The sequence below is a fragment of the Motilimonas eburnea genome (assembly GCF_021295345.1).
Taxonomy (GTDB): Bacteria; Pseudomonadota; Gammaproteobacteria; order Enterobacterales; family CBDFNC01; genus Motilimonas; species Motilimonas eburnea.
The window spans coordinates 106,506-129,024 of sequence record NZ_JAIMJB010000013.1 but is presented as its reverse complement, the minus strand read 5'-3'; the positions used below and the strand labels follow the sequence as shown (position 1 = coordinate 129,024).

20 protein-coding genes are annotated in these 22,519 nt (G+C 47.8%); 12 read left to right on the top strand and 8 right to left on the bottom strand.

Going from position 1 to position 22,519, the window contains the following annotated elements; translation table 11 throughout:
* Positions 1-50: 50 nt before the first annotated feature.
* Both K6Y21_RS14040 and K6Y21_RS14035 read right to left on the bottom strand, forming a co-directional pair.
* On the bottom strand, positions 51-2,906 hold the full coding sequence (locus tag K6Y21_RS14040) for an FAD-binding and (Fe-S)-binding domain-containing protein (protein ID WP_233072471.1): 2,856 nt from the start codon (positions 2,904-2,906) through the stop codon (positions 51-53).
* A gap of 108 nt (positions 2,907-3,014) precedes the next feature.
* Entirely contained in the window at positions 3,015-3,398 is a 384-nt protein-coding gene (locus K6Y21_RS14035; protein WP_233072470.1) for an ATP-binding protein, read from the bottom strand.
* Between the two features lie 66 nt (positions 3,399-3,464).
* Between K6Y21_RS14035 and K6Y21_RS14030 the strand changes: the two genes are divergently transcribed.
* Positions 3,465-4,298, top strand: a complete 834-nt coding sequence (locus K6Y21_RS14030; RefSeq protein ID WP_233072469.1) for a TIGR02285 family protein — start codon at positions 3,465-3,467, stop codon at positions 4,296-4,298.
* Positions 4,299-4,329: 31 nt separating this feature from the next.
* Here the strand turns inward: K6Y21_RS14030 and K6Y21_RS14025 are convergent, their stop codons facing one another.
* Genes K6Y21_RS14025 through cobU form a run of 3 tightly spaced genes read right to left on the bottom strand, consistent with a single transcriptional unit; the run spans position 4,330 to position 6,442 of the window.
* Complete coding sequence (locus K6Y21_RS14025) at positions 4,330-5,214, bottom strand: cobalamin-binding protein (protein WP_233072468.1); 885 nt, start codon at positions 5,212-5,214, stop codon at positions 4,330-4,332.
* A 44-nt stretch (positions 5,215-5,258) separates the two neighbouring features.
* Positions 5,259-5,864 (bottom strand): cob(I)yrinic acid a,c-diamide adenosyltransferase, encoded by a 606-nt coding sequence (gene cobO, locus K6Y21_RS14020; RefSeq protein ID WP_233072467.1) that lies wholly within the window; start codon positions 5,862-5,864, stop codon positions 5,259-5,261.
* 17 nt (positions 5,865-5,881) lie between these two features.
* Positions 5,882-6,442 (bottom strand): bifunctional adenosylcobinamide kinase/adenosylcobinamide-phosphate guanylyltransferase, encoded by a 561-nt coding sequence (cobU, locus tag K6Y21_RS14015; RefSeq protein WP_233072466.1) that lies wholly within the window; start codon positions 6,440-6,442, stop codon positions 5,882-5,884.
* A 523-nt stretch (positions 6,443-6,965) separates the two neighbouring features.
* Here cobU and K6Y21_RS14010 point away from each other — a divergent pair.
* The 6 genes from K6Y21_RS14010 to K6Y21_RS13985 all read left to right on the top strand — a co-directional run bounded on the left by K6Y21_RS14010 (position 6,966) and on the right by K6Y21_RS13985 (position 12,942).
* Positions 6,966-8,636 (top strand): ABC transporter substrate-binding protein, encoded by a 1,671-nt coding sequence (locus K6Y21_RS14010; RefSeq protein ID WP_233072465.1) that lies wholly within the window; start codon positions 6,966-6,968, stop codon positions 8,634-8,636.
* Between the two features lie 47 nt (positions 8,637-8,683).
* A complete protein-coding gene (locus K6Y21_RS14005) occupies positions 8,684-10,435 on the top strand; it encodes an ABC transporter permease (RefSeq protein WP_233072464.1) in 1,752 nt (583 codons plus the stop codon).
* A gap of 305 nt (positions 10,436-10,740) precedes the next feature.
* Positions 10,741-11,376, top strand: coding sequence for an ATP-binding cassette domain-containing protein (locus K6Y21_RS14000; RefSeq protein WP_233072463.1), 636 nt, complete (start codon positions 10,741-10,743; stop codon positions 11,374-11,376).
* 13 nt (positions 11,377-11,389) lie between these two features.
* Positions 11,390-11,860: a PliI family lysozyme inhibitor of I-type lysozyme gene (locus tag K6Y21_RS13995; RefSeq protein ID WP_233072462.1), complete on the top strand. Its 471-nt coding sequence runs from the start codon at positions 11,390-11,392 to the stop codon at positions 11,858-11,860.
* A gap of 4 nt (positions 11,861-11,864) precedes the next feature.
* The gene (locus tag K6Y21_RS13990) at positions 11,865-12,302 is read left to right on the top strand and encodes an arsenate reductase/protein-tyrosine-phosphatase family protein (RefSeq protein WP_233072461.1); all 438 of its coding nucleotides are present in this window, start codon (positions 11,865-11,867) and stop codon (positions 12,300-12,302) included.
* 121 nt (positions 12,303-12,423) lie between these two features.
* On the top strand, positions 12,424-12,942 hold the full coding sequence (locus K6Y21_RS13985; protein WP_233072460.1) for a DUF7482 domain-containing protein: 519 nt from the start codon (positions 12,424-12,426) through the stop codon (positions 12,940-12,942).
* 12 nt (positions 12,943-12,954) lie between these two features.
* Here K6Y21_RS13985 and K6Y21_RS13980 read toward each other — a convergent pair whose 3' ends face one another.
* The 3 genes from K6Y21_RS13980 to fadI form a co-directional block, all read right to left on the bottom strand.
* Positions 12,955-13,551 (bottom strand): GNAT family N-acetyltransferase, encoded by a 597-nt coding sequence (locus tag K6Y21_RS13980; protein ID WP_233072459.1) that lies wholly within the window; start codon positions 13,549-13,551, stop codon positions 12,955-12,957.
* Between the two features lie 121 nt (positions 13,552-13,672).
* Positions 13,673-15,769, bottom strand: a complete 2,097-nt coding sequence (gene fadJ, locus K6Y21_RS13975) for a fatty acid oxidation complex subunit alpha FadJ (RefSeq protein WP_233072458.1) — start codon at positions 15,767-15,769, stop codon at positions 13,673-13,675.
* The gene (gene fadI / locus K6Y21_RS13970) at positions 15,769-17,085 is read right to left on the bottom strand and encodes an acetyl-CoA C-acyltransferase FadI (RefSeq protein WP_233072457.1); all 1,317 of its coding nucleotides are present in this window, start codon (positions 17,083-17,085) and stop codon (positions 15,769-15,771) included. The genes fadJ and fadI overlap by 1 nt, the downstream gene beginning before the upstream one ends.
* A gap of 151 nt (positions 17,086-17,236) precedes the next feature.
* Here fadI and K6Y21_RS13965 point away from each other — a divergent pair, with 151 nt between their 5' ends.
* The 5 genes from K6Y21_RS13965 (at position 17,237) to K6Y21_RS13945 (ending at position 22,506) form a co-directional block, all read left to right on the top strand.
* Positions 17,237-18,196 carry an AAA family ATPase gene (locus tag K6Y21_RS13965; RefSeq protein WP_233072456.1) on the top strand — a complete coding sequence of 320 codons (960 nt, stop codon included), beginning with the start codon at positions 17,237-17,239 and terminating at the stop codon, positions 18,194-18,196.
* Positions 18,193-19,140, top strand: coding sequence for a DUF58 domain-containing protein (locus tag K6Y21_RS13960; protein WP_233072455.1), 948 nt, complete (start codon positions 18,193-18,195; stop codon positions 19,138-19,140). The genes K6Y21_RS13965 and K6Y21_RS13960 overlap by 4 nt, the downstream gene beginning before the upstream one ends.
* Before the next feature lie 61 nt (positions 19,141-19,201).
* On the top strand, positions 19,202-19,684 hold the full coding sequence (locus tag K6Y21_RS13955) for a DUF4381 domain-containing protein (protein ID WP_233072454.1): 483 nt from the start codon (positions 19,202-19,204) through the stop codon (positions 19,682-19,684).
* Positions 19,677-20,642: a vWA domain-containing protein gene (locus tag K6Y21_RS13950; protein WP_233072453.1), complete on the top strand. Its 966-nt coding sequence runs from the start codon at positions 19,677-19,679 to the stop codon at positions 20,640-20,642. The genes K6Y21_RS13955 and K6Y21_RS13950 overlap by 8 nt, the downstream gene beginning before the upstream one ends.
* 1 nt (position 20,643) lies before the next feature.
* Complete coding sequence (locus K6Y21_RS13945; RefSeq protein ID WP_233072452.1) at positions 20,644-22,506, top strand: vWA domain-containing protein; 1,863 nt, start codon at positions 20,644-20,646, stop codon at positions 22,504-22,506.
* The last annotated feature ends 13 nt before the right edge of the window (positions 22,507-22,519 follow it).

Sequence of the window (22,519 nt, the reverse complement as noted above, 5' to 3'; positions counted from 1 at the left end):
TTCTAATTTCTATTTACATGGCTGTTTGTCAACGGATTATTAAGACCTGCTTACATTGAGCTAACTTGATCCAATAAATACACCACGCCCTTGTAGCTAATACCACTGTGCTCAGAGAGCCCGATTTCACAGCTACGGTTACTACTGACGCCAAACTCACAACCAGCAGGAACAGCTGATTTTAGATCGGCTAAGGCGGCTTGGTTTAACTCAGGATAAAATAGGCCCTTGTCGCCGGCAAAGCCACAACATTGAATGTCGGCGGGGATAATCACCGACTCAGCGCACCGCTCAACCAGTTGACGCATCTTGTCTGCTAACCCCTGTTTTCGGGTACTGCAGGTGATGTGTAGCATCACACTTTGCTTTAATGGGGTGATACTTAACTTGGGGGCGACAAAGTCAGCAAGAAATTCAATGGGATCGTAAAGTTTTAATGGCTTGGTGTTATTAGCGATGGCCGTTAACGCACACGAGCTTGAATCGATATAGATAGGATATTGGCCTTGATTTGAGGCAACAAACAAGGCTTGCTCCAGTTGGTTAGCCTTTTGCTTTGCGAGCTCAACGTATCCTTTGCTATTGAACGCCATGCCACAGCAAAGCTGCTCACAGCTATTAGGGATAATGACCTGATAGCCAGCCTTTTCCAATAACTTGATGGTGGTGGTCATTAAGCTTTGCTCGCCTTGTTCGGCCATTAACCTATCGGGCCCCATTACACGGCTGCTACAACTTGGAAAATACACCACACAAGGGGCAGAGCTTGAGTTGGTGGTTAACGCATCGAGACTGGGCACTTCGTCGTTATTGCGCAACGGCGCAAATTTGCTCCATTTCACCATATGATGATCAAGCGCGTGGTTCAAGGATTCACTGATCCGAATAAAGCCTTGCTCACCCAATAAATCTCGACCCAATTGCGCCAAGGTTAAACCGTGCTTGGCCAAGTGGGCGGCGCCTTCAAAATGGTTAGCACTCCAATGGGCTAGTTTGTTTTTAAACTTGATGTTAACGGTGTTGGCCGTGCTCACTTGCTCAGCTCGCAGCCCCTTAATAAACTCGCCGGTGTCTATGCCGATGGGGCAACGCTGGGCACACAAGCCGGTAGCCGCGCAGGTATCTATCCCTTGGTATTGAAAACTGGCCAGCAGCGGCGCGAGATCTTGTTCGCTTTGTCCTTGTTGCCGTCTGGCTTGGATTTCTCTCCATAATACAATGCGCTGTCTTGGCGTTAAGGTCACCTCTTTACTTGGACAAACGGGCTCACAAAAACCGCACTCGATACATTTATCGATGACTTGCTCTGCCTTGGGCATGGCCTTTAAATGTTGTAAATGCGTGTTTGGATCGTCATTTAAGATCACACCCGGATTCAAAATATTGTTGGGGTCTAAGATGCTTTTTATTTCCCACATTAATCGGTAGGCTTGCTTACCCCATTCCAGCTCAACAAAGGGGGCCATATTGCGTCCCGTGCCATGTTCCGCTTTTAGTGAGCCCTTGTATTCTATCGCCACGAGCTCCACCACGGCTTGCATAAACTGCTGATACCGCTGTATTTGCTCAGGGCTGTCAAAATGCTGGGTAAACACAAAATGCAAATTACCATCAAGGGCATGACCAAAAATGATGGCCTCGTGATAATCAAATTGTTTTAGTAAGCCTTGTAACTTTAGGGTGGCTTGCGCCAGTTGGGCTACCGGCACGGCAATATCTTCAATGATCACCGTGGTGCCCGTTTCACGCTCGCCCCCCACGGCCGGAAATAACCCCTTACGAATGGCCCATAGCTGCTCACATAAGGCTTTATCTTGGCTGAAGGGAACCTGGTGTGCACAGCCAAATTGAGCAATCAATGCCATTAATTCGGCCAACTGCTTGTCCAACTGCGATTGAGACTCGGCTTGAACGTCCACCAGTAACGCCGCAGACCCTGGCCCTATTTCGGTTAAAAAACTCGGCATATTTGGTTTATCGGCAATGGCCGCTAGGCTGGCTCTATCCATGAGTTCGACAGCGGCCACTGAGGTTGACTTTAACGCACTGACACAGTGGCAAGTGGTGGCCAGATCGTTAAAAACAAATAAGCCTGTGGCACTAAAGTCACTTAATGCAATGGTGTGATAGGTGATGTTGGAAATAAACCCAAGGGTGCCTTCAGAGCCAATCAATAAATGCGTCAAGATATCAATGGGATCATCAAAATCAATTAGCGCATTAATGCTATAACCTGTGGTGTTTTTTAATCGAAACTTGTGCTGAATATGGCTGCGTAACTGAGCATCTTGTTTTGTTGAGCGCGCGAGGGTGGCCAACTCGTTGAGTAAGTATTTGTGACTGTTGCGAAATTGCGCAACATTGTCACTGTCACTGGTATCTAGGACAGCACCATCGGCTAACACTAAGCGCATGGCAGCGACCGTGCTGTAAGAGTTTTGCGCGGTGCCGCAACACATGCCGCTGGCATTATTAGCCGCTATGCCACCTATTTTACAGGTATTAATCGAGGCAGGATCAGGGCCTATTTTACGCTTAAATGGCGCTAATAGCTGATTCACTTGCGCACCTATCAAGCCCGGCTCAACCTGTATTTGACGCCCTTGGTCGATAATTTGATGATGGCGCCAACGCGGGGTTAGCTTGAGTAATACGGAGTCCGTGACACCTTGTCCTGATAAACTGGTGCCGGCTGCGCGAAAGGTCACCGCGATTTCAAGTTGCCTTGCTAATTGCAACACGCGGATCAGTTCGTCTTCAGTGTCTATGAGTAAAATGACCTTGGGGGTTAAGCGGTAACAGCTAGCATCCGCCCCCTGGGCAATCCGCCTTAGTTCATCTAGGACCACTCGCTCGGGGTTAATAAATTGCGAGACGCAGGCAACAAACTCTTGATATTTATCCATAGAATTAACTCTTTAAGATTGGCTATCGCCACTAAAGTAGATAGGCAACAGGATTACAAGTGGCCCAAGGTGATAGCGTTTAGCCCATCACAAAATTATGTCGGTAACTCAGTCTTGCCAGTTTTCGCGCATCAAGGCAATGGTCGCTTGAGGTACGCCATGGATATTTTGATATTGGCCGCGACAAACCCGCACTTCTGGCTCGATCCCTAAGGCGTTTGCCAAATCCAGATAGGGCTGCATTTCCCAGTGTTGGACGAAGGTATTGGCCACAATCACAGATTGCCCCTGCTCTAAGGCCCTTTTAGTTTGTGCTAAGCACCAAGCATGTGCCTCTGGCAACTGGCTGGCATCAAAACAATAGTCCCCTTTTTGATCGACAAAGAACTGGTCGGCCTCAATATGAATAGCACCGCGCGTTTGCGCCAGTTTCGTTGCGGTGGTGGATTTGCCACTGCCGGGTAATCCCCGCACTAAGATCAAGCTTGCCATTGTTTCGCTCATTACTATAAATACTGTCTACACTTAACCTATTATGGCTCATAAGGTTTCTTAGGTATGCATGCTAGGCTGCTTTTAGCGCTCTCTTTATTGGTTGCAAGTGTCATGGGCTACAGCGCTCTTGCCATGGCTAAACCTGCCATCACTTGGCTTGAGTACGATCTGGCACCGGGTTATATCTACCAAGGTGAGAATCAAGGTAAGGGGTTTGCTAATTTAGCCAATCGTTGGCTGCAAGCGCAACTGCCTCAATGGCAACACGATAATCGACTGGGCAGTATTGCGCGTATGTTGTCCATGGCCAAAAACGCGCAAACGGTTTGTAGCAGCTTATTAAAAACCCCAGAGCGAGAAGCGCTATTAGTGTTTAGCCAACCCATTCAAGTACTCGACACCCATCGCCTGTATTTTTTAAAGCGCAATCAGGCCAAGCTTGAGTCCATTATCAAACAGCCCTTAAGCCAAGCTGTCTCACTCGAGCTCATTATGCAGCACCTTGATCAGCTTAACTTTGCTGTCGCCTATGGGCGTAGTTACGGTGCAAACCGAGACCGTATTCTTAAGCGTTATCATGACAAAATGCAGGTGTCGACTCAGTATCGCCTTGGCTCACAATTTATTACCCGTTTATTAGTTGGGCGCCTCGATTTTATTATCGAATACCCTTGGATCATCCAATATGAGCAAGCAGAGCAAGATTTTAATCAGCAAACGTTAGGCTCGGTGGCCATGACCGAATCGGGTACCCAGCTCAACGTACACATAGGTTGTGCCCCAACTGAACTGGGTAAGGAAGTGATTAAGGCCATCGATCGCGTCTACCAAACCCACCCAGATAACCCGCTGCAACGCTATGCCGACAGTTGGAGCCGCCCTCACGACGCCAACTAGCCTAGCGCTCATCACAACATGACTAGCCGCGTTATGGCTGCAATTGCTCACGCACTTGTTGTAACGCATTGCATAATTGTTCCACGCCAAGTACGGAGCGTGGCGTAGCCCGGTGCACCCAATCAGCACGTAATTTAATGATCGCCTTGTTTTTTACCGCCGGTAACATGGGCCATTTTTGCCAGTCAACACTGGGCGTTTGGCCCACTTCATCTGTGGTGATGATAGCCTGCGGTGCGCTCGCCAGCACACTTTCGATGCTGATAACAGGATACTCAGCGGGATTATCAAAAAATGGGTTTTGCGCGCCGCAAACATCAAGGTATTGTTGCACCCAGCTGCCTTTCGCAACGGTGCGCAATGGGTTAGGCCAAAGCTGATAAAACACCGTGACTTTTTCTGCGTCTTGGTACTTCGCCTTAGCCGCATTTAACTGCGTGAGGTAAGTATCTGCGACTTGGTTGGCTTGAGCCGTTGCGCCGGTTAATTTACCCAACATGCGAATAACGTCCGCCACTTCTGCCAAGGTTTTGGCATCACTGTCGATGAGGGTAAAGCCCAAATCTTCCAATTGATTCAACTCGCGACTCGGGTTGCCACTGCGCCAACTGATAATAACGTCAGGGTTGAGAGCGATAATTTGCTCTATGTTCAGGCCATTGTATCCCCCCACCACAGGGATATTTTTAGCTTGCTCTGGGTGATCCGTAAAGCGTGTTGTGCCAACGATCTTATCACCTTGACCAATCGCAAATAGCATTTCTGCTGAGTGAGGCGATAAAGTGATAATGCGTGAGATATTTGGCTTACTTGACTCAAATGAGGTCTCGATTGAGGGCTCGATTGAGCTTTCGGTTGAAGACGCTGCGCTGGCTTGTTGCCATAGGCAAGTGACGAACACGAATGACAGCGCCATGCGTGTTCGCCGCCAACCACAACAGCTTGTTTGGCGGCGCAGCATTAGTAATCAAATCCTTTTTGGGCTTTGATTCCTGCTTCAAAAGCATGCTTGATACTTTGGACTTCACTGACGGTGTCGGCTATTTCAATGATACCACGATGACAAGCACGCCCAGTGATCACCACATGTTGATGTTTAGGCCGGTTTTGTAAGGCCGTCAGCACTTGCTCCAGCTCAAGATACTTGTACGTGACCATGTAAGTCAGCTCGTCAAGAAGAACAAGGTCGATGCGCTCGTCTTGAAGCAGCTTTTCTGCATCAGCCCAAGCTTGCGCCGCCGCTTTCATGTCCTTTTCTCGGTCTTGTGTTTCCCAAGTAAAGCCGGTGCCCATGACATGAAATTTCACGCCATGTTGAGAGAGCAAATCACGCTCACCGCAGTCCCAAGTGCCCTTGATAAATTGCACTACGCTGGCACTTAACCCATGTCCCACCGCGCGAGCTACTGTACCAAAGCCTGCGGTAGACTTTCCTTTACCATTGCCCGTTATCACCATCAGAATGCCTTTTTCATCCGTGGCGTTGGCAACGCGGGCATCAACTTGCTCCTTAATGCGTTGCTGGCGCTGTTTATGGCGTTGTGCTTTGTCGTTTGATTCGCTCATTTGTTTCCCTTAATTCGTTATTTGATCCGTTGTGGCAACCCTGCCACAACCCAATACACTTCGTCGGCTAGCGACGCAATACTTTGATGTAACCAGCCTGTTTCATCGACAAAACGGCGATTAATCGCTCCCATCGGCACGATGCCCATGCCCACCTCATTACTGACCATGATGATATCGGCGCTCACGGGGTTATCGCGGGTGGTTTGTTTCGCTGCCGATAGCGCATTAAGTAACTGCTGCTTTTGTTGTTGCCAGTGTTCATCTAGCTGCTCGCGTTGATGTTCGATATCAAAACGCAACAACTCATTGGTCACCCACAAGGTTAAACAATCAACCAATAAGCAAGTGCCCGGTTGATGTTGCGCTGTTATGGCCGAACCTAACTCAAATGGCACCTCTGTGGTTTGCCAATTAGCCGGTCGCTGGCGTTGATGCTGAGCCACCCTTTGTTGCATTTCTTCATCAAATATTTGCGCCGTTACCAACACATTGACGTTCAGCTCTGATTGCTGCGCGAGTTGTTCGCCGAAACGACTTTTACCACTACGGGCCCCGCCTAAAATTAGTTTTATCATGGTCATCATCACGCTACGCTTGATTGAGGGCGATAAGATACGGCAATCATTCAAAATTACAATCTTAACCACATCCATTATTGCCGTGGGAAATGTGATCTTTCATTAATTTTTCATGCTGTTTGAATCGCGCAAGTGTCGAATTTTGCACTAAAATTTGAGCTGTAGTGCAATTTTATGGGGTTGTTTTGCATTTGCCAACCAAACCAGTAACCTGTACCTACTTACTAAAGGGTTGCTATGAGTTGTCCACTGCATTTGGGAACAACTTAATCGCAAAACATTGCCATTACTTGTTTATTACATTAATCCAACAAGCTGTTATAACTAACTGATAAATAGATTTATATTCAGTGAGATTGATCGCAGTGAAGACGATAAACAATAAATAAGGCTAGTATTATTACTGGGTGTGATTTATAAGGTTTAAGCTAATACTTTTAGCTTATTTGTGTCAAACCGATGATTTCTCCTAATCAGAGAATGTGGCTGTATCACCGATTAAGGGTCAAAAGGAATTCGAATGCTCGCGAAGATCACTAAACTATCTACTGCACTTGCTCTTGCTTTGTCTTTAACTGCACCAATGGCGAGTGCGGCGGACAAGGTATCCCTCACCATTGTGTCTGAGTTTCGTCCTCTTTGGCAACGCAACTTCAACCCATTTGCAGCAACCAACAAACTGCCCACCACCATGCAGTTTATTTACGAGCCTTTAGTTATATTTAATGAGATGAAAGGCGGTGCCCCTCATTACCGATTAGCTAAAAAGCATTATTTTTCTGAAGATTTAATGTCGCTATTCTTTGAGTTACGTGACGACGTGAAATGGTCCGATGGCACACCTTTTACTGCTGATGATGTGGTGTATTCACTCAATCAAGCCGCGAAGGGAGGCAAAACCGACGTTCAAGGTTTATCCGGCCATATTTTAAGTGTGCACAAACTTTCCGAACACAAGGTGGAAGTTAAACTAAATCGCATTAATACCGGTATCGACACGCAAATCGTGCGCGCGCCCATCGTGCCTAAGCATATCTTTTCTCAAGCGGGCGACTTGGTGGCGTTTAAAAACGAAAACCCCGTCGGCACAGGCCCTTTCACCGAGATCGAAGTGTTTTCGTGGCAGGTTTATACCCAGTGTCGTAACCCCCATTACTATGATAACGCGAACTTAGAAATTGATTGTTTGAAAAGCCCCATTATCCAAAATAACAAACAACTGCTGGCCGCCGCGATCAAGGGCCGCCTTGACTGGACCTCTTCATTTATTCCTAACATCGAAGAAGTGCTATTGAGTAAAAACCAAAGCACCAAGTACTGGTTCCCTGCCGCGGGCTCGGCGTCGTTTCTTGTCAATTTCAAAACCCCTAATGAAAATAACCGCAAGGCATTCAACGACATTAATTTCCGCCGTGCCTTTTCAATGGCCATGGACAGAGAAAAAATTGTCAATGTCGCAGGGGCGGGCTATTGGTCGGTTAACGAATACCCATCGGGTTTAGGCGATCAATTTAAAGCCTGGGCCGACCCAACAGTGAAAAGCAAATACGGCAAGTTTAATACCTTTGATATCGCCGGTGCACAAATACTGCTTTCAAGCGCGGGCTATCGTGATGTCGATGGCGATGGCTTTCTAGAAAACCCCGATGGCAGTAAAATTGAATTTGATATCTTAGTGCCTAAAGGTTGGTCGGATCATATCCAAACCGTTGAAATTGGTATTGAAGGCCTTAACAAAATAGGAATCAATGCCAAGGTCAGCACTCCAGACTTTGCCGATCTCAACGAGCGGGTTAAAAGTGCTGATTTTGACGCCGCGTTTACTAACTACTTTGCGGGCGCCAACCCACATCGATACTACTACACAGGCTTCCATTCTGAGCAAATGGACAAGGCCCGTTTTGGTGGTCATCATTACGTGGATCAAGATCTTGACGCGTTAATTGATTCATTCAACCAAACCGCTGACGAACAAAAGAAACTGGAAATCATGCACGCCATTGAGCAATACATAGGCGAGCGTCAAATCACCATGCCGGTATTTAGTTCCAACTTTAACTTCCAGTATGACGATGTGAGCTTCAAAGGCTGGTTTAGCGCGAACAATCCTAAGGCTATCCCCGTGGTTTGGCCTGACACCCCTGAGCGCTTGCTGCATGTGTTAGACATTAAGCCTGTCGCAAAAGACTAATCCCTGCTCGCGCCTTGCTTGAACCAAGGCGCCTTTTCGGTTTGTTTATGATGAGGACTGACTTATTGCTCGTCTTCACCGCCCGCGCTCGTGTAAAGGTTCGTCACGCCACTACCTTGATGATCACCGGCGTGTTCATCGCGGTGTTTATCTTACCCATTTTGGCTGGCCTACTTGGCACCTTATTACCTGCATTTAATTACCTTCCTGCATTAGGTGAAGACGCATTTTCATTAAAGCCCGTTCTGGGGCTATGGCAGCACCCTAGTACCCTTGCGGCCACCTATTTAAGTTTACAAGTAGGTTGGTTAAGTACCTTTTTGTCTGTCGTTATTGCGTTGTTGTTGTTTGCTCACTTTTACCAACAACCAAGATGGCCATGGCTCACCTTGAGTTTAAGCCCTATTCTTGCGGTTCCTCATGCGGCCCTTGCCGTGGGCCTAAGTTTTTTAATTGCGCCGTCGGGCTGGCTGGTAAGACTAGTCTCACCTGAGCTAACGGGCTTTGACTATCCGCCAAACTGGCAAACGACCCAAGATCCCCAAGGGCTCTCCTTGGTGTTACTAATGGTCCTTAAAGAGGTGCCTTTTTTATTGCTGATGCTAATATCGGCGGCGAAACAAGTACCCATTCAAGCGTCTTTAACCCTGGCGCAAAGCATGGGATACACCCGCGCAACGGCTTGGCTAAAACTGATCTTTCCTCAGTTGCTCGGCCAATTGAGATTGCCGATAAGCGCGGTACTCGCGTGGTCATTAAGTGCGGTTGATGTCAGCCTTATTTTAGGGCCTTCAACACCACCGACGCTGTCGGTGTTAGTGTTATCTTGGTTTAATGATGCCGATATCACCCTACGCTTGCAAGGTGCGGCAGGCGCCCTTTGGTTACTGTTTATCAACCTAGGTTCAATTGGTTTAATGCTAGGATTGGCCAGGTTTGCATATCGTGGTGGGCTTCACTGGTTTTGCAATGGCAAACGCAGCACTGCTTTGGCGCGACTTAACCACTTTGCCTCTGCTATCACTTGGCTATTTATCCTTGCCATCAGCTTGAGCTTTATTGTCTTGGTATTATGGTCGATGAGTGCCCAATGGCGCTTTCCTGATAGCCTTCCTTCCCTATGGCAACTGAGCCATTGGCAATCCTCTTGGGATACGTTTCTACCGCTGATTAAGCACAGCATTATGCTGGGTGCAGCAAGTTGTGTCATCGCCATCGTTTTAAGCTTGATCATCTTGGAAATTGAAGCGCAACATGGAACAAGATTAACCTTTTGGCAACCACTTCGTTGGTTACCTTTGTTTTATGTACCTTTACTGATCCCTGACACGAGTTATTTGTTCGGTATTCAGGTGAGCCTTATTTATTTGCAATGGGACGGCTGGTTTGTGGCTTTACTTTGGGGACATTTAATGTACGTATTACCCTATACGTTTTTGTCCATTGCCCCTTACTATCGCCGCTACAATCAAGCTTATTGGCAGCAAGCATTACTGCTTTGTAAAAGCCCTTGGCGCAGTTACTTTTGGGTCAAACTGCCGATGCTGCTGCCTGCCATATTGGCCAGTGTCGCTATCGGTTTTAGTGTTAGTATCATGCTCTATTTACCCACCTTGTTTATTGGTGCTGGCCGCTACCCTACCCTAGCCACAGAGCTCGTCGCCTTAGTCGCAGGGGCTGATAGGCGGCTTATCGCTGTCTGCGCATTAATACTACAAACCCTCCCCATGTTGGTCTTTTTAACGGCATTAAGCTTGCCGAAATGGCTGTTTCGTCATCGCCTTGGTATGCTGGATTAGGGCCTGTTTACCTTTTGAGCTTGTTTTTGCAGCGATTTGTTGGGTATTTATACAAGGCAGAGACTTTGTAGCATAGTCAACTATGCAAAAAGGCGCTAACGCAGTAGAAATGACCAACAAACGCTGTCCTCTGGATTCGGCTAAAAGCGTTTTGTTCATCGTTGAGCAGTATTTACTTAGAGTGCTAAGTTACACACTGCTCGCCTTGCCCAAAACGCTTTTATCTCGAACAAAAATTAACCACCAAAGATAAACAGGCCCTAACACCGTTGAGAAAGTTAGGCGCATTAACTCAAGGAGAATCAATGAGTTTCAAGTGTCAGCAATTACAAATCACTAAGGCAGGTAAGCCTTTATTTCAGCCATTGAGCTTTGACCTAGCAAAGGGACAAATGCTTGCCATCATGGGGCCTAGTGGGGTGGGTAAATCCAGCTTGCTAAGCGCCATTGCCGGCACCTTAGATCCTGTTTTCCATTGCCAAGGTGAGGTCACACTCAATGGACAAAATCTACTGGCGCTTCCTTTGCGTCAACGCCAAGTTGGTTTGATGTTTCAAGATGATCTGTTATTTCCTCATTTTAACGTTGAACAAAACCTCGCGTTTGCCCTTCCACCCGCATTAAGCCGCGCCGAGCGTCAACATAAGATCCAAGCGGCCCTCGCCCATGGCGATCTCAAAGGGTTTGAACAACGCGATATTACCACCTTATCAGGTGGACAGCGGGCAAGAGTCAGCCTGCTACGCTGTCTGTTGGCTGCGCCAGCATTATTATTATTAGATGAGCCCTATGCCAAGTTAGATAAAAGTCTAAAAGGCAGTTTCAGTCAATTTGTACTAAGTCATATTCAACAAGCTAATATACCTGCTATTCTGGTGAGCCATGATGCTGATGACGCCAACGGCTGGCCGATCATCGAACTGACTTCTCCCAAGCCCTAATTAAGGTAGAACTATGCATAACATCACGTTTATTATTACTCTGCTGGCAACCAGTATGAGTTTTGTTAACCCCGTCTTTGCCGATAGCCACCCACCGTTATCCCTAGAAGCTCAATTACCACAAGGCCAAACCCTGGTCGTTGAAACCGGTGCAGGTGAAGCGCAATCCATCGGCAGTTATAGTGTGCGTCTTTATCACGCCACTCAAGATAAAAACAAGCGCACCTTTTTTGCAAGTGGCCTTATTGCTGAGCGCGCTGGCACCCTTGGCGCCATCGAGCTAATCGATCTTAACGAAAACGGACAGCTTGAACTTATCGTGATCACACGATCAGTTGGCACAGGGAACTACATCAACGTCGCAGCCTATGCCATAGCGCAAGACCGGATCCGTGAGCTACTCACGTTAAACGATTTAGCGCCAGACCAAGATGTCATCACATCCCTTAAACACGCCCTCTTAGCCAACAAAACTGATGAGTAACCCAATGATGAAAAACGTTCTATTTCTTTGTACAGGTAATTACTACCGTAGCCGCCTTGCTCATGAATATTTTAATTACTGGTGCGCTAAACTGGCATTGCCTTATCAAGCCGACTCTCGCGCCTTAAGCCAAGCGTTAGAAGGCAATGGTAATAAAGGAAATTTAGCAGCCGAAGTAGTGCAAATTTTAACCGGCCTTGAGATCCCTTGTCATAGTCAGCATCGTCCGCCTTTGTCGGTCACGGCAGATGACTTTGCCAACGCCGAGCTTATCATTGCAATGGATAAAGATGAGCACCTACCAATGGTGTCACAAGACTATATCCCAGTTAAAGATAAAGTAAACTACCTAAACGTGGGCGATGTGCATGTCGAGCCCGTCTATGTTGCCGTGCCTAAGCTCATCAAACAAGTTGATCATTTAATCTCAACCTTAGCGTGACCCCATAGGGTGATATCAAGCCAATTTAGTTGTCACATCGCATTTTTGGGATATCAGATTTGCGCTAATGTTAGTGACAACTAAGCTCTAACTATCAATGTGTTAGACGAGAAATGAACCCATGTTTAAAACCACCGCTCTCACAGGCGCATTACTACTGGTTGTCTTAATGACCGGCTGCGCCAACGTATCGGATCAGGCAAAACTAGATTTACAGCAAGGTTGGTACGAAGACCAAGCGGTGTATTATGTCACCACAGATGTGTCTGACGCTGAGATGGCCAAGGCCATGGATGCCAATTATACGCCAAGACTACTCGACGCCATTCCCGATTACCCCAAACCACCGGGACAGAAAACCATTCTTGAGCGAGTTTATATTTTTCCCAACAAGGAGCAAAAAAACGTCTTGGCTTCCATCCCAAATCCCCTTGGGCCAAACAGTCAAGATCTTAACTACAGCCCAATTTGGTTACTTTACAAGGTGAACTGGCTAAAGGGGCATCCAGTGCAATCATTGCGCTCTGAAGAAGCCATCTTTGAGGCTCAAGACCAAGGTTGGGTAGAAATAGAGCGCACCAATATTGTGGTCAACTGCCCCGTTGTCAGCATAGATAACAAACGGTTTTTGCAACAATAGGTTACAAATAGGTTACAACTTCATCCCATAGCCAATCGAATGCTCAAATGTTGCGATGGGCTTAAAGCCCATTCGCTCATAAAAAGCAATGGCGCTCGCGTTTTTCGCCGACACTTCTAAATGCAAACCCGTTACCCGATTTTGCTTCAGGTTATCAATAAACGCCTTCATGATCTTGCGCCCGACTCCGTGGCCTTGAGTCTGAGGTAGTAAGTTGATGTGCAAATGAGCCGGATAGTCAGCATATTCAGGGCGCGGGGCGTAGCCTTGATGTATATGACTAACAAGGCGATCACTTAAGCTAGTGCTAGGACAATCAGGCAGCGGATATTTCTGCCGCCATTGCCCAAACCATTCTTGCTCGCAACGCTTAGCAAAGTTAGATGAATCTTGCGTGCCCACGACATAACCACACACCTGGCCATTTAAGGTCACAACAAAGCAAGTTTGCGGTTCAAGTACACCATAAGGGGCACTGTAATAATGACCGACTAAATCAGGATCATGAAATAAATGCGAGGCGTCTTTGCCCCCATCGGCTGTTAACAAACATATTTGATACAGCGCAGCTAGATCATCCTGTTGATAAGGTCTTACATGTAATGTCATTTGATTTCCAAAGCTGATGCGATTGCGCTAACGATAGCGACATTGGCAAAGCGCAACAAGAGCCGAAATAAAAATATCAGCATTTAATTAGTTTAAGTTCCGACTTTTACAATATTTTACGCTAGTTTTTGGCTATTTCATTGATCAAGTTAGCTATATCTCTCTCTACCACGAAGCGTTCGCCGTAAAGCTTGGCGAAGATTTCGCACTTATCTAAAATAGCCCCCGCCCCTAATTGACGGATCATATTCATCGGCCCACCTAAATAGGGTGGAAAGCCGATGCCAAATACCGCGCCGACGTCAGCATCTTCGTCGCTGGCCACCACACCTTGGTGTAAACAGCGACAAGCCTCTAACACCATCTGCAACACGCAGCGCCATGCGATGTCATCCGAACTCAAACTGGCATTAAGGCGAATATCTAGCACATCATAAACCCTATCATCGCCTAGTTGGCGTGACTTCTTGTCATCAAATCGATAGAACCCTTTATTGCTTTTCTTACCTAAACGTTGGTCATTTAATAAATGCGGAAATACATCCGGCGGAGTAAAACGCTTGCCTAATTGCTGAGTTAAAATAGGCGCAATTTTGGCTGCCACATCGAGTCCTACTTCATCCAACAAACGAAACGGGCCAACAGGAAAACCAAAGTCAGTCAGCGCCGTATCAATTTTTACCACCTGCTCACCCGCTAATAGAATACGGGCCGCTTCATTGATATAGGGAGCTAAGATCCGGTTAACATAAAAACCCGCCTCATCTTTTACCACAATCGGGGTTTTACCTTGGCTAATGGCAAAATTAAGGGTGCGATTTAAGGTTTGCTCGGATGTTAAAGCGTGAGGGATCACCTCAACCAAGGGCATTTTTTCCGCTGGGCTAAAGTAGTGTAAACCTATGATGTTTTCAGGTCGCTGCGCGTTCTCTGCAATAGCCGCAATGGGAATCGATGAAGTGTTACTGGCAAAAATCGTGTCTGGTTTAGCATATTGTTCGACATCAGCCACCATTTGCTGCTTCAGCTTAAGATCCTCGAACACGGCTTCAATCACTAAGTCAGCCTTATTCAAACCTTGATAGTCTAAACTACCTGAATAGCGATTAATGATCTGATCATAAGCCACTCTATTAAGATGACCACGACGGCGTTTTTGTGCCAAGATCTGATGACCGTATGCCAATGCATTAGCTACCCCCTGCGGATTGATATCTTTAATGCGTGTCGCCACTTTCGCTTGATTGACGCAGGTATAAGCGATCCCGCCGCCCATCAAACCACCACCTAGCGCCCACACTTGTGAGATCTGACTGTATTCGCTTAGTTTTCTTTTCTTTTTCGCCGCTGTAGAAGCAAAAAATAACCTGCGCAGCGATTTTGATTGCGAGGTCATGACCAATTGGCCAAATTGATCAGCCTCAAGCTTAAATCCCGCTTTACTCATGTTGCGCTGTTTAAGCACAGTTAAAATAGCGTCAATGGCGGGATAATGCCCTTTGGATTGGCTTAAAGCACGTTTCTTTGCTTGCTTTAAAACCAAAGATTTAAATACAAACGAATCCATCAATCGCGTCGCCATGGGTTTAGCCCGGCGCCGCGATACTTTTTTAGGCTCACTGGCCATCGTTAAGGCTGTTGACAACAAGACATCTTGCGCCACCATGTCATCTGCTAAACCCAGTTTAACAGCGGCTTTAGCATGCAATTGTTTGCCCGTTAATATCAGCCCCAAACTCTGACTTAAACCGATTTGCTTTACGAGCCTCTGTGTGCCTCCGCTACCGGGTAACAAGCCTAATTGCACCTCAGGTAAACCCAAGCGGGTTTTCGTGTTGTCACTAACAAGACGATAATCACAGGCCAATGCCAGCTCTAAGCCACCGCCCAAACAACTGCCGTCGATGGCGGCGACTACGCGATACGGTAGTTTACTTAATCGCGCAAACAAGGTTTGCCCCGTCGCTGCAAGTGTTGACGCTTGCTCTGCAGTATCACAAGCATCGAGCATCTTGACATCGGCGCCCGCTACAAAGCAGTCTTTCTTACCGCTGTAGATGACTAATCCTTTGATTTGTTTATCTTGCTCGAGCTGATCTAAGATGGCGGTCATCTCGGTGATGGTTTGCTCAGACAAGGTATTCACCGATTCGTGTTCAACGGCAATGCATATTTGTGCGATATCTTCTGCAGTGCGCACTAAGGTTAAATCCGCCATTATTTCACCTCCAATACAAATGCGCTGCCTAAACCACCCGCGGCGCAGGCGGTGCACAACCCTAGCCCACCTCCTTGGCGACGTAAATGACCTAAGGTTTGCAGAATCAAACGGATCCCGGTCGCGGCAAAAGGATGACCATAAGCAATGGAGCCCCCTTGCGGATTAAATTTCGTCATGTCTACCTGACCTATGGGTGACGCTAGCCCTATCTTTTGTGCAAAACGCCTTGATTCAAACATTTGGATATTAGCGAGGGCTTGAGCGGCGAAGGCTTCGTGCATTTCAATGCAGTCAATATCGGCCAAGGTCAATCCCGCTTTTGCCAGCGCCATTGGCGTCGCATAAGCAGGCCCCAGTAGCATATCTTGCCACACATCGATGGCCGAAAAAGCCCAGCTGCGGATCAAGCCAAGCACGGGTAAGCCTAAAGCCTCGGCTTGCTGTTGTGACATTAACATCACCGCGGCTCCACCATCTGTTAACGCCGTAGAGCTGGCCGCCGTGACGGTGCCGTGGCGTTTATCAAATGCCGGTTTCAGGCTCGCATAATCGTCCAACTTGGATTGTGCGCGTATGGTATTATCGGCCACTATGCCTTCTTTATAAGGCGCCACCCAAGTGGGCATAACCCATTCATCTTGCCAGCCTTGTTGCCAAGATTGATGGGCTAATTGATGAGAGCGGTGAGCAAATGCGTCTTGATCGGCGCGGCTGATTTGCCACGACTTTGCCATTTGCTCCGCGGTTTTCCCCATGGTTAACCCGGTTGAATATTCTGCAATGGCGGGGGCTACTGGCACTAAGTCAGCTAGCTTGAGTTGCGACACTAGCTTAATTTTTTGCCTAAGGGACTTGGCTTTATTTAACTTGGTCAGTTGTTTGGCCATGTGCTGTGACACACCGATAGGAAGCACCGAAGTTGAATCAGCGCCACCTGCGATACCCACGCTAATGCTGCCCGCCAAAATAGATTCAGCCACATTGGCGACGGCTTGCAAACTGGTGGCACAGGCGCGCGACACAGAATAAGCATCGGTTGTTGGCCCTAGCGTGGTGCCGAGCGCGATTTCTCTTGCAATGTTGGGAGCACTGGGCATTTGCACCACTTGACCAAATACCAATTGGTCGACCCGCTCGGGGGCAATGTCGGTTCGCTGCAGCATTTCACTGACCACTAATTTACCTAACTGTAATGCTGGAATATCGGTGTAACTGGTCATTTGTTTGGCAAAGGGGGTACGCAATCCGGCCACGATGGCAATGGCGGGGGCCTCATTGGGTGGACGGGTCAAGCGATTGGCAACATTGCGCATAATGGACACCTTGGGCTATATGTTTGGTAAATAATGGTAAATTAATGTAAATGTTTTTTATATTTCAATTATTTAATCATAGCCAGTCTTTTCAGACTTGCTGCTTTTGGGTAGTATCTTGCCACCTAGTTAACAGACTTAAGTTTTTCTCATGACAGCACAAAATATTCAAGCGCTTAGAGCGCACCTCAATAGCGAAATTCTGGGCCAAAGCGAGTTAGTAGACAGTTTGTTGATAGCCCTATTAGCCGATGGCCACATTATTGTAGAAGGCCCGCCGGGGTTAGCCAAAACCCGCGCCGTTAAAGCCCTTGCCGATGGCATTGCGGGGGATTTTCACCGTATTCAATTTACCCCTGACCTATTACCCGCCGACCTCACCGGCACGGATATTTTCCGCCCACAAACCAGTGAATTTATTTTTGAGTCTGGGCCTTTGTTTCATAACCTTATTTTGGCCGATGAGATTAACCGTGCGCCCGCTAAGGTGCAATCGGCACTGCTTGAAGCCATGGCGGAGCATCAAGTGACGGTCGGTAAGCAAACCTACCCGTTGCCAGAATTGTTTTTGGTGATGGCGACACAAAACCCATTAGAGCAAGAAGGCACGTATCCGTTGCCAGAGGCTCAGCTTGACCGCTTTATCATGCATCTGGAATTAGATTACCCAGACGCGGAGACAGAAAAAGCCATCTTGCGCCTAAACCAAGATGAAATCATGGGGGCAGCGAAAGCGCCGTTAACGAAGCTCACCCCTGACGATATCTTCAAACTGCGTGATGCCGTGATGCAAGTCAATCTCGCCCCTGCTTTAGAGCAATATATCGTTGACTTAGTGATGGCAACCCGCCAGCCACAGAAGTATTCCGATCAGCTGGCGAGCTGGATAAGCTATGGCGTGAGCCCCCGAGCCACCTTAGCCCTAGCGCGAACTGCAAAAGCCAGAGCTTGGCTCGAAGGGCGCGATTTTGTGACGCCTGATGACATAATTCGCTGTTGTTTCCCTGTGTTTAGGCACCGCATATTACTTAGCTATGAAGCCGAAGCCGATGGCATCAATGCCAATACGGTGATCCAGCAAATCATCAAACAGGTGGCATTAACCGCATGATACATTCAGCTTTAACTGATAGTGATGGACTGAATCTAACACTAAAAGAGTTGCTGTTTTATCAACAACAAACTAAGCCTCGCTCGCAGCTAGGCTTAGCCAAAAATGCCATGGCGGGGCCCTATCGCTCGACCATTAAAGGCCGCGGCATGGAGTTTGATGAAGTTCGTCAATATCAAGCCGGCGATGATGTGCGCGCCATCGACTGGCGCGTCACGGCGCGCACCGGTAGTACTCATACCAAGATTTTTAAAGAAGAAAAAGAGCGCCCTGTGCTGATGCTGGTGGATTTATCGGACAGCATGATCTTTGGCTCGCAGCTGCTACTTAAATCGGTGCAAGCCGCCCACCTAGGTGCTTATCTTGCTTGGCAAGCCAAGCAACGCGGCGATCGGATTGGCGGGGTGATTTTTAATCAAAGCCAGCATCAAGAGCTGCGCCCCAAAGGCCGTGCCAGCGGGGTGTTGCAATGGCTACATCAATTAAAGCAGCTTTACACCAATCAGCCCCAAGCCTTATTGCAACTCGAGCAAGGTCAAGAGCCCGTATCCCTTAACCAAGCAGACTACTTTACTCAACAATTGACTCGGTTAAGACGCCTAGCCCAACCCGGCAGTCAGGTGCATGTGATCAGTGATTTTGCGCACCTCGATGAGGCGGGTGAGAAACAATTAGCCTTGATCAAGCGCCATAATCAAGTCACTGCTTGGCAAATTTTTGATCCTCTTGAGCAAGCATTGCCCAAGACCAAAGGCTTAGGTGCAAGATTGAGTTTCAACGTGATCACTGAGCGAGGCGCGGGCTGGCTACGTTTAGGCAAAGACAATCAAAACTACCAACAACAAGCGCAACTGCGCCAACAGCATTTACTCGCTCGCTTAACCAGACGCGCCATTGGCCTGCGCCAAATCAGCGCCGGACAGCCGCTATTAGGCCAAGTATGAGTAAGTCGATGGTTAAGTTAACGCGTAATGATAACTCTGTTTTGTTTGGAGTATAACGAAAATGCAAGGAAATTCCTCGGTGCCTGATTTAGGCCTGCATGACATTATATTACCGCCCCCACCCAGCTGGTGGCCACCTTCAATCTGGGCAAGCCTAGTTGCGCTGTTGCTACTGATTAGCTGCGTACTTGTGGCGGTGGCAGGCGTTCGCTATTTTAACAAACGCAAACTGCAACGCTTAGCGATTAAGCACCTTAATCAGCAGTCCAATATCACACTCACAGAGCTCAATACCTTGCTCAAGCAAGCAGCGTTGCAATATTACCCTCGTGAGCAGGTTGCCTCATTGCATGGCCAGCAATGGCTTGATTTTTTAACCCAAAGCAGCGCTCATAAAGCCAACTTCAGTGCCGAGCAAACCCGCTGGTTAACCGCTCTTTACCAGCAAGACAGCCTAGCTCAAGCATCTGATATTCAGCTTGCGCGTATTTGGTTAAAGCACGCCCTGCCCGCAGCAACATCATGGCGAGGTGAGCATGTTTGAATTTAGCTACCTATGGCCGGCTTTATTATTACCACTCCCCTTATTAATGCGCTTTTTGCCTGGCGTAAACAAGCAACAAATCAAGTTATGGTTACCCCTTGCCCAAGTGGGTAATGACGCGCCCAGTCAAATCTCTAGCAGATGGCCTGTTAGCTTACTCTGGCTGACTTGGCTTTGTTTTGTACTGGCCTTAATGCGCCCTATTTGGCTAGGAGAGCCAGTGCGCATTAGCCAAGAGCACCGCGATGTAATGCTGGCGGTGGATCTTTCCGGCAGTATGGAAATTGAGGACATGGAGTTAGGCCTGCGCCAAGTTAATCGCTTGGATGTGAGTAAAAAAGTCATCAGTGAATTTATTGCTAAGCGTCAAGGCGATCGCTTGGGGCTTATTTTGTTTGCCGATCACGCTTATCTTCAAGCGCCGTTGACCTTTGACCTCACCACCTTGCAAACCTTGATGCAGGAAACCCAAATTGGCCTAGTGGGCGATAAAACCGCCATTGGTGAAGGCATAGGCTTGGCAGTTAAGCGTTTTATCGAAGCGCAAAATGAGCAAAAGATTTTGATCTTACTGACCGATGGCCAAAACACCTCGGGCAGTTTAACGCCCATTCAAGCGGCTGAACTGGCCAAAGAGCATGACATTAAGATTTATACCATAGGCCTAGGCGCCGATGTGATGATCCAGCGCAGCTTGTTTGGCAGCCATAAAGTTAACCCATCGGCCGATTTAGATGAAAAAACCTTATCTGAGATTGCCAAGATGACAGGCGGCCAATACTTTCGTGCCCGCAGCAGCGAAGAGCTAAGCCAGATCTATCAAACCTTAGATAAACTTGAGCCCATTAGCGCACAAGAGCAAAGCTTTCGCCCAGAGCAGCCTTTGTTTCACTGGCCTTTGCTGGCGGCATTAATGTTATTTTCCATCCGTTTAATTTGGCTTAAGGAGGCTCAATAAGATGGAGTTTTTGCGTCCTTATTTCCTACTGCTATTACCTCTCGTGGGTTTGATTGTCTGGCAGATGAAGCGCAGTCAACCGGCGCAGTCTTTAACTGGCTTGATTGCCCCCCATTTATCCAAGCACCTGATTAGCGGACAAACGGGCAAGCCGCGCCATATTGCCTTAGTTGCTTGTGTTTTAATTATCACCATTATCGCCTTGGCGGGGCCTAGTTTTAGAAGTTTAGAGCTACCCGTCAAACAAATCAGTCCCGCTCGCGTGATCGTAATGGACATGTCGGCCAATATGCTGGCAACGGACTTACCACCCAATCGACTCACCCAAGCCCGCTTTAAAGCCTTAGATCTAGTGAAACAGCGTGATGAAGGTGAGCAAGCGTTGGTTGCCTATGCCGGTGATGCCTTTAGTATTAGTCCGCTAACCTTTGATGGTGGCAACCTAAGCAACTTGATCCCTAATTTAGCCCCCAACATCATGCCGGCCATGGGTAATGCTCCCCAAGCTGGCTTAGCCATGGCCATTGAGTTACTGACCAATGCTGGCCACCAGCAAGGCGATATCGTATTTATCACCGCAGGCTTTACCGATCTTCAAGTTGAGGCCATGCAAGAAATATTGGTAGGGCAACCTTGGCGCGTTTCTGTACTCGCGGTCGGCACGGCCAAAGGCGCGCCCATTAGCTTGGCTAATGGCGATCTACTTAAAGACAGCCAAGGGAATATCGTGATCCCGCAACTCGATGCGGCTACCACGGCTAAAGTGGCGCAGCTCAGCGGTGGAGAATATTTAACTATCCGAGCCGATGGCAGTGATGTTGAGCGGTTAAATCAAATTCACTTACTGGACAGCAAGATTAAAGATAGCGAAAAAGAGACATCAGCCCAAACCACCAGTCAGCAGGTTGACGATGGCTACTGGCTTCTTTGGCTAATTTTGCCCTTTTTATTGTTGGCATTTCGCCGTGGGCAATTAGCTTGTATTTTCATGGTCATTGCCCTAGGCCAGTCTGATCCCGCCATGGCCAGTTGGTGGCAAAACGAGCAAACCCAAGCTTACCAAGATTTTCAGCAGCAAGCGTATCCCCAAGCCGCCGAGCAATTTAGTGATCCTCTGTGGCAAGGCGCGGCTTATTATCGCGCTAAAGACTATGAAAATGCCGCAAAGGCGTTTGCTCAAGTGCAAACGGCTCAAGGCTATTACAACTTAGGCAATGCGCTGGCCATGTCGCAGCAATACCAAGCTGCGATAGAGGCTTATGATCAAGCCCTTGCCCTTGCGCCCGACATGGCTCAGGCTAAGGAAAATAAAGCAAAAATTGAAGAATTGTTGAAACAACAAGAACAAGAGCAAGAGCAGCAAGAGCAGCAAGAGCAGCAAGAGCAAAGCTCAGCGGACGATCAACAACAAGAAAATAAACAAGAACAAGGTCAAGAAAACAAAAACGCAGATCAATCTGAGCAACAAGATTCACAGCAAGCTCAAGAACAAAACCAGCCGCAAGACAATCAGCAAAGCAGTGAAGATCAAGGACAAAACTCAGCTTCGCAGAATGAATCTTCAGCAGAGGAAACAGAGCAAAGCGCAGCGTCACAACAAGCTCAAGCTAACCCAAGTGGTGAGCCTACCAATGAGGCTGATTCAACGCAAAACGCACAGCAAGGGATTGATCAGCTCGATGACGAGCCGCAGGCGAGCCCAGAGCCTAGCGAGGCAAACGCTCAGCTAGAGCAGCAAGATACAAGCCAAGAGCAAGGCCCAGAGATCCCTGCATTGCTACAACAAATGCCAGATGATCCCGCAGTGCTGCTGCGCAATAAAATGCGCTTAGAATATCAAAGACGTCAACGTGAAAACCGCTAACAGCAAGGAAATA